This window comes from Streptomyces sp. RP5T, assembly GCF_003933965.1.
Lineage (GTDB): Bacteria > Actinomycetota > Actinomycetes > Streptomycetales > Streptomycetaceae > Streptomyces.
This window is the reverse complement of sequence record NZ_RSAJ01000425.1, coordinates 1-7,458: the sequence shown is the minus strand read 5'-3', so window position 1 is coordinate 7,458 and position 7,458 is coordinate 1. Positions and strand designations below refer to the sequence as shown.

Sequence of the window (7,458 nt, the reverse complement as noted above, 5' to 3'; positions counted from 1 at the left end):
CGCCTACTCGCCCACCCGAGTCGACCCGGGCAACCGCGACTTCACGCCCGCCACCACCCCCAAGGTGATCGGCGGCCTCACCCCCGCGTGCACGGAGTCGGCCGCCGCCTTCTACTCGCGTCTCACCGAGAAGGTGGTACGCGCGCGTGGCCCGCGCGAGGCGGAGACGGTCCAGCTCCTGGAGACCAACTACCGCCACGTCAACATCGCCCTCGTCAACGAGATGGCCGTCCTGTGCCACGACCTGGGTGTCGACCTGTGGGACGTCATCCGCTGCGCGGAGACCAAGCCGTTCGGCTTCCAGGCGTTCCGCCCCGGCCCGGGCGTCGGCGGCCACGCGATCCCCCGCGACCTCAGCAGGGCGGGCCGCTCCCTGCGCATGGTCGAACTCGCCCGGCAGGTCAACGACCAGATGCCGCGTTACGTCGTCCAGCGCGCGGCCGCCCTCCTCAACGAGCACGGCAAGTCCGCCCGCGCGGCCCGCATCCTCCTGCTCGGCGTCACCTACAAGCCCGACCTCGCCGACCAGCAGGCCACCCCCGCCCAGGAGGTGGCCGTGCGCCTGATGGAACTCGGCGCGTCCGTGAGCTACCACGACCCCCACATCCCGTCCTGGAGCGTCCTGGACCGCCCGGTCCCCCGCGCGGACTCCCTCTACGAGGCGGCGGCCGACGCGGACCTGACGATCCTGCTCCAGCAACACCGGACGTACGACCTCCAGGCCCTGTCGGTGAAGGCCCAGCTCCTGCTGGACACGCGGGGGGCCACCCCGACGGGAGCGGCACACCGCCTCTGACGTCAGAAAACGCCGGTGGCGCTGTCGGACCCACCTGTTAATCTCCCCTCACTCGTCGCACAGTCGTGCGCACGCTTCTCTGCTTCACCATTCGCTCGTACCGTCCCGTGGGGGGATTCCTGTCATGAGCCAGTCAGCTCCACCGCCTGCCCAGCCGCCTGCCCAGCCGCAGCCCCAGCCCGAGCCGGTCGACGGCAACCCGTACGCGCAGCAGTCGGCCGACGTCGTTCCGCCCGCCCCGCAGCCGGGCGCCGTACCTCCGCCTCCGGCACCTGGGGCCCCGTACGGGGCCGTCCCCGCCCCCGCTCCGGTGCGGAGCAACGTCGGCCTCGGCCTGGTGGCCGCCTTCGCCGCCGCCGTGGTCGCCGGTGGTGTCTACGGCGCGATCATCGGCCTGACCAAGCACGAGATCGGCTGGGCTGCGGTCGGCGTCGGCTTCCTGGTCGGCCTCGCCGCGGGGCGCCTCGGTGGCCGCAACCCCGTGCTGCCGGTCGCGAGCGCGGTCCTGTCGCTGGGCTCCGTCTACATCGGCCAGCTGGTGGGCGAGGCCATGATCGGCGCCAAGGAGACCCCGCTGAGCTTCAGCGAACTCTTCTTCCAGCACTTCGACGTCCTCCAGGAGGCGTGGAAGGCGGACGCCGACCCGCTGACGTTCGTGTTCTTCGCGATCGCCGCGTGCGTCGCGTTCACCGGCGCCAAGAAGGCGGCGCACTGACGCTGCCGGTGCCCGGCGAAGGGGCGGCGCATCGGTGGTGAAGGGGGGCGCGCGGGCGCGACGGGCTCCGGGGCCGGTGGCATGCGGGGCGCGGCGCGGGTGCCTTACGGAGGCAGGTGGGGTCGGTCGTAGTGAGCGCTGCGGCAGGCCGCGGATGGATCACGGACTGTCCGCCCCTGGCTTGGGGACGGCCGTTCACCATCACACCCACCAGGTGGAGCCCACCGCAGCGACCACTGCGGCAGGCTCCTGGATGGTTCACGGAGTGTCCGCCCCTACGTCTTCTGGGGGCGGCCGCTCACCATCCGAAAATCCGCAAGATCCACCTCCTCCGGCACCGCGCGCCCCCGCACCACCCCAGGCGCCGCCTGCCTCACCCAGCCCCAGGGGCACGCAAAAGGCCGGCCACCCCACCCGGGATGGCCGGCCCTCAAGCCGCCGTAAGCCCTGCCGCTACCGCTTGTGCTGCGAGTCAGCCACCGTCACCTCGACGCGCTGGAACTCCTTCAGCTCGCTGTACCCGGTCGTGGCCATCGCCCGCTTCAGCGCGCCGAAGAAGTTCATCGAGCCGTCCGGGATGTGCGACGGGCCCGCCAGGACCTCCTCGATGGTGCCGACCGTGCCGAGGTCGACCTTCTTGCCGCGCGGCAGCTCCTCGTTGACGGCCTCCATGCCCCAGTGGTGGCCGCGGCCCGGCGCGTCCGTGGCCCGGGCCAGCGGGGAGCCCATCATCACGGCGTCCGCGCCGCAGGCGATCGCCTTGGGGAGGTCGCCGGACCAGCCGACACCGCCGTCGGCGATCACGTGCACGTACCGGCCGCCGGACTCGTCCATGTAGTCGCGCCGGGCGGCGGCCACGTCCGCGACCGCGGTCGCCATCGGGACCTGGATGCCCAGCACGTTGCGCGTGGTGTGCGCCGCGCCGCCGCCGAAGCCGACCAGGACACCCGCCGCACCGGTGCGCATCAGGTGCAGGGCCGCGGTGTACGTGGCGCAGCCGCCGACGATCACCGGGACGTCGAGCTCGTAGATGAACTGCTTGAGGTTCAGCGGCTCGTGCGAGCCGGAGACGTGCTCCGCCGAGACCGTCGTACCGCGGATGACGAAGATGTCGACGCCCGCGTCCACGACGGCCTTGGAGAACTGGGCCGTGCGCTGCGGGGAGAGCGCGGCGGCCGTGACCACGCCCGAGTCGCGCACCTCCTTGATGCGCTGCCCGATCAGCTCCTCCTTGATGGGGGCGGAGTAGATCTCCTGGAGGCGGCGGGTCGCGGTGTCCAGGTCCAGCCCGACGATCTCGTCGAGCAGCGGCTGCGGATCCTCGTACCGCGTCCACAGGCCTTCGAGGTTCAGCACCCCGAGGCCGCCGAGCTCGCCGATGCGGATCGCGGTGGCCGGGGAGACGACCGAGTCCATGGGGGCGGCCAGGAACGGCAGCTCGAAGCGGTAGGCGTCGATCTGCCAGGCGATCGAGACCTCCTTCGGGTCGCGCGTACGACGGCTGGGGACGACTGCGATGTCGTCGAAGGCGTACGCCCGGCGGCCGCGCTTGCCGCGCCCGATCTCGATCTCAGTCACGATGTGTGGCCTTTCCCTGATGCGTTGCAGCGCCTTCCAGTATCCCCGACGGGTACGACAAGGGCGGCCCCGGATGCTCCGGGACCGCCCTCACGCGCGCGTGTCTTCGGGCAGAACCTTACTTACGGCTGTAGTTCGGCGCCTCGACCGTCATCTGGATGTCGTGCGGGTGCGACTCCTTGAGCCCCGCCGAGGTGATCCGCACGAAGCGGCCCTTGGACTCCATCTCGTCGATGGTGGCCGCGCCCACGTAGCCCATGGTCTGGCGCAGCCCGCCGACGAGCTGGTGCAGGACGCTGGAGAGCGGGCCGCGGTAGGGCACCTGGCCCTCGATGCCCTCGGGAACGAGCTTGTCGTCGGAGCCGACCTCGGCCTGGAAGTAGCGGTCCTTCGAGTACGACTTCGCCTGGCCGCGCGACTGCATGGCACCCAGCGAGCCCATGCCGCGGTACGACTTGAACTGCTTGCCGTTGATGAACTGCAGCTCGCCCGGAGACTCCTCGCAGCCCGCGAGGAGCGAGCCCAGCATCACGGTGTCGGCTCCGGCGGCGAGCGCCTTGCCGATGTCGCCGGAGTACTGCAGGCCGCCGTCGCCGATCAGCGGGATGCCGGCCGGACGGGCGGCGAGGGAGGCCTCGTAGATCGCGGTGACCTGCGGGACGCCGATGCCGGCGACGACACGGGTCGTGCAGATGGAGCCCGGTCCGACGCCGACCTTGATGCCGTCGACACCGGCGTCGATGAGCGCCTGGGCGCCGTCGCGGGTGGCGACGTTGCCGCCGATCACGTCGACGCCGACGCTCGACTTGATCTTCGACATCCAGCTCAGCGCGTTGCTGTTGTGGCCGTGCGAGGTGTCGACGACCAGGAAGTCCACGCCGGCCTCGGCGAGCGCCTGGGCGCGCTCCAGGGCCTCGGGGCTGGCACCGACGGCGGCACCGACGAGGAGCCGGCCCTCGGCGTCCTTGGCGGAGTTGGGGTACTTCTCCGCCTTGACGAAGTCCTTGACGGTGATGAGGCCCTTGAGGACGCCCGCCTCGTCGACCAGGGGAAGCTTCTCGATCTTGTGGCGGCGCAGCAGCTCCATCGCGTCGCTGCCGGAGATGCCGACCTGGCCGGTGACCAGCGGCATCGGGGTCATGACCTCGCGCACCTGGCGGCTGCGGTCCGACTCGAAGGCCATGTCGCGGTTGGTGACGATGCCGAGGAGCTTGCCGGCCGGGTCGGTGACCGGGACACCGCTGATGCGGAACTTGGCGCACAGCGCGTCGGCCTCGGCGAGGGTCGCCTCGGGGTGCACGGTGATGGGGTCGGTGACCATGCCGGACTCGGACCGCTTGACCAGGTCGACCTGGTTGACCTGGTCCTCGACGGAGAGGTTGCGGTGCAGCACGCCGACGCCGCCGAGGCGGGCCATCGCGATGGCCATGCGGGACTCGGTCACCTTGTCCATGGCTGCCGAGAGCAGCGGGATGTTGACCCGGACGTTGCGGGAGATGCGGGACGAGGTGTCGACCGCGTTGGGGAGCACCTCGGACGCTCCCGGCAGCAGCAGCACGTCGTCGTAGGTCAGCCCGAGTGTCGCGAATTTACCGGGCACTCCGTCGACGTTTGCAGTCATGACACCTTCCCCAAATGGCCTTGATCGGTGCGGATGTCCATGCTAACGGGAAGCAGGGGCGTCACATTCCACGGATTCCACGGCTCGGAGCCGCTCCGGGCTTCGTATGTTCGTACGGAAAACGCGCGCCGCCCGTTCAGGAGGGGGCTCCTGTGCAGCGCGCCCTACTGCTCGGCCAGTGCCCGCAGCCTGCTCAGCGCCCGGTGCTGCGCCACACGGACCGCACCGGGTGACATTCCCAACATCTGACCCGTCTCCTCCGCGGTCAAGCCCACGGCGATCCGCAGCAGCAGCAGTTCGCGCTGGTTCTCGGGGAGGTTGGCCAGCAGTTTCTTGGCCCATTCGGCGTCACTGCTGAGCAGCGCCCGCTCCTCGGGGCCGAGCGAGTCGTCGGGCCGCTCGGGCATCTCGTCGGAGGGGACCGCCGTGGAACCGGGGTGCCGCATGGCCGCGCGCTGCAGGTCGGCGACCTTGTGCGCGGCGATGGCGAAGACGAACGCCTCGAAGGGGCGCCCGGTGTCCCGGTAGCGCGGCAGGGCGAGGAGGACGGCTACGCAGACCTCCTGCGCGAGGTCCTCCACGAAGTGCCGGGCGTCACCCGGAAGGCGGGACAGACGGGTGCGGCAGTAGCGCAGGGCCAGGGGGTGAACATGGGCGAGCAGGTCGTGCGTGGCCTGCTCGTCTCCCTCCACGGCACTGTGGACGAGCGCACCGATCGCCCCATGGGGATGAGCCGCCTCGTCGTCACGCATCGGTCCATGGTGCCCTGGCGTCGCTGGATCCGTGGCATCGCGCTGGTTGTTGTGCACCGAAGCGTTATGAGCAGGTGCGCCGGAAGCCATACCCTGCGCCCTCCCCTTCCGCTCGACCGACTCGTCCCCGAGAGACTCCACATCTCAAGGATGCGGCATCCGCCGCGAAACAAGCAGCGGGGCGTCGAAGGGGCCGCTCGCCCGCGCCCCGTCAGGGGCGCGGAGAACTGCGCGACCAGCCACGACCGACCCGCGGCCTTGCTACGACCCCACGCGAGGGATACTCAGCGCACCAGGCCCCAGCGGAACCCGAGTGCGACGGCGTGCGCCCGGTCCGAGGCGCCCAGCTTCTTGAACAGCCGTCGTGCGTGCGTCTTCACGGTGTCCTCGGACAGGAACAGCTCGCGCCCGATCTCGGCGTTGGACCGACCGTGGCTCATGCCTTCGAGGACCTGGATCTCACGCGCTGTGAGCGTCGGCGCCGCGCCCATCTCCGCCGACCGCAGCCGGCGCGGCGCGAGCCGCCAGGTCGGGTCGGCGAGCGCCTGCGTCACCGTGGCCCGCAACTCCGCGCGAGAGGCGTCCTTGTGGAGGTAGCCGCGCGCACCGGCGGCGACCGCGAGGGCGACCCCGTCGAGGTCCTCCGCGACCGTGAGCATGATGATGCGTGCACCGGGGTCCGCGGACAGCAGCCGCCGCACGGTCTCGACGCCGCCCAGACCGGGCATGCGTACGTCCATCAGAATCAGGTCCGAACGGTCCGCGCCCCAGCGGCGGAGGACTTCCTCGCCGTTGGCCGCGGTCGTCACGCGCTCGACGCCGGGCACGGTCGCGACCGCGCGGCGCAGCGCCTCTCGGGCAAGCGGGGAGTCGTCGCAGACGAGGACGGATGTCATGGCCGCCCTCCGCAGCTGATGCACGTCACCTTGAGCCTCCAGGCTGGTACGAAATCGTCACCTGTGCGGTCGACCGTCTCGGACGCCTGCCCGAGCACTTGTTCCTTCAACCGCCTCCGCACTCTCAACGACGGTCACCCGAAAGAGTTACGGGGCTGCGCACTGTCTTCGGCACTCTACGTGAGGGTGCGGACACGGTGCAGACATGCACGGCGTACCCACAACGTTTCATCACAACCCATGCCCCATTCAGACCCTTTTCTTCCCATTTCCTGGTGTCTGAGGCTAGATTCGCAATGAGTCATATTTTCATCTCCTTAGATCGTAGAAGTACGGTCGTGGACACCGTATCCGCCCGGAACCGCTACAAGGGGTCACGTAATGGCAGATTTCTCCCGCCTTCCCGGACCGAACGCGGACCTGTGGGACTGGCAGCTTCTGGCCGCCTGTCGCGGAGTGGACAGCTCGCTCTTCTTCCATCCGGAGGGCGAGCGCGGTGCGGCCCGGAGCGCACGCGAGAACTCGGCCAAGGAGGTCTGCATGAGATGCCCGGTGCGCGCACAGTGTGCGGCGCACGCGCTCGCGGTGCGAGAGCCGTACGGCGTCTGGGGCGGGCTGACCGAGGACGAGCGCGAGGAGCTCATGGGGCGGGCTCGACACCGGCTGGTGTCGGCGTCATCCGTCGGGAGCGGCGCATCGAACAACTGAAGGAACGTTTCTCCTGGAAGGGCACGCGTGCGCGTGCCCTTCCTTACTTGCGTCCCGCCGCGATCGCGAGCTGTTCCAGCGTCGCCGCCACCGCGGGCACCTGCGCCAGGTCGGGCAGGGTGAGCGCGACGATCTCCCGCCGGACCGCCGGTTCCAGCGTCACCGTGCGCGCGCCCCGGGGCCGTACGGACTCGACGGCGAGCTGGGGCAGGACCGCGACGCCGAGGCCCGCGCCCACCAGGCCGACGACCGCCGGGTAGTCGTCGGTCGCGAAATCGATACGGGGCGTGAAGCCGGCGCCCTCGCACACCTCGACCAACTGGCCTCGGCAGCGCGGGCATCCGGCGATCCACGACTCCCCGGCGAGCTCCCCGATGGCCACGGACCCGGCG

8 protein-coding genes are annotated in these 7,458 nt (G+C 70.5%); 3 read left to right on the top strand and 5 right to left on the bottom strand.

Annotation, left to right across the window (positions count from 1 at the left end):
• Nucleotides 1-796: nucleotide sugar dehydrogenase (locus EHS43_RS32160; protein ID WP_125194203.1), on the top strand; the 796-nt coding region annotated here is incomplete at its 5' end.
• 124 nt (nucleotides 797-920) lie between these two features.
• Complete coding sequence (locus tag EHS43_RS32155) at nucleotides 921-1,511, top strand: hypothetical protein (RefSeq protein WP_125194202.1); 591 nt, start codon at nucleotides 921-923, stop codon at nucleotides 1,509-1,511.
• A gap of 453 nt (nucleotides 1,512-1,964) precedes the next feature.
• Here EHS43_RS32155 and EHS43_RS32150 read toward each other — a convergent pair whose 3' ends face one another.
• From EHS43_RS32150 to EHS43_RS32135, 4 genes are all read right to left on the bottom strand, one after another.
• Nucleotides 1,965-3,089: a GuaB3 family IMP dehydrogenase-related protein gene (locus EHS43_RS32150; protein ID WP_125194201.1), complete on the bottom strand. Its 1,125-nt coding sequence runs from the start codon at nucleotides 3,087-3,089 to the stop codon at nucleotides 1,965-1,967.
• A 118-nt stretch (nucleotides 3,090-3,207) separates the two neighbouring features.
• On the bottom strand, nucleotides 3,208-4,710 hold the full coding sequence (gene guaB / locus EHS43_RS32145) for an IMP dehydrogenase (protein WP_125194200.1): 1,503 nt from the start codon (nucleotides 4,708-4,710) through the stop codon (nucleotides 3,208-3,210).
• 164 nt (nucleotides 4,711-4,874) lie between these two features.
• Nucleotides 4,875-5,462 (bottom strand): sigma-70 family RNA polymerase sigma factor, encoded by a 588-nt coding sequence (locus EHS43_RS32140; protein WP_007384137.1) that lies wholly within the window; start codon nucleotides 5,460-5,462, stop codon nucleotides 4,875-4,877.
• Nucleotides 5,463-5,746: 284 nt separating this feature from the next.
• Entirely contained in the window at nucleotides 5,747-6,358 is a 612-nt protein-coding gene (locus EHS43_RS32135) for a response regulator transcription factor (protein ID WP_003948568.1), read from the bottom strand.
• Nucleotides 6,359-6,739: 381 nt separating this feature from the next.
• Here EHS43_RS32135 and EHS43_RS32130 point away from each other — a divergent pair, with 381 nt between their 5' ends.
• Nucleotides 6,740-7,066 (top strand): WhiB family transcriptional regulator, encoded by a 327-nt coding sequence (locus tag EHS43_RS32130; RefSeq protein WP_007384136.1) that lies wholly within the window; start codon nucleotides 6,740-6,742, stop codon nucleotides 7,064-7,066.
• A gap of 43 nt (nucleotides 7,067-7,109) precedes the next feature.
• On the opposite strand, the gene EHS43_RS32125 is transcribed toward EHS43_RS32130, so the two are convergent.
• The coding region (locus tag EHS43_RS32125; RefSeq protein ID WP_260470807.1) for a LysR substrate-binding domain-containing protein at nucleotides 7,110-7,458 on the bottom strand (349 nt) is incomplete at its 5' end.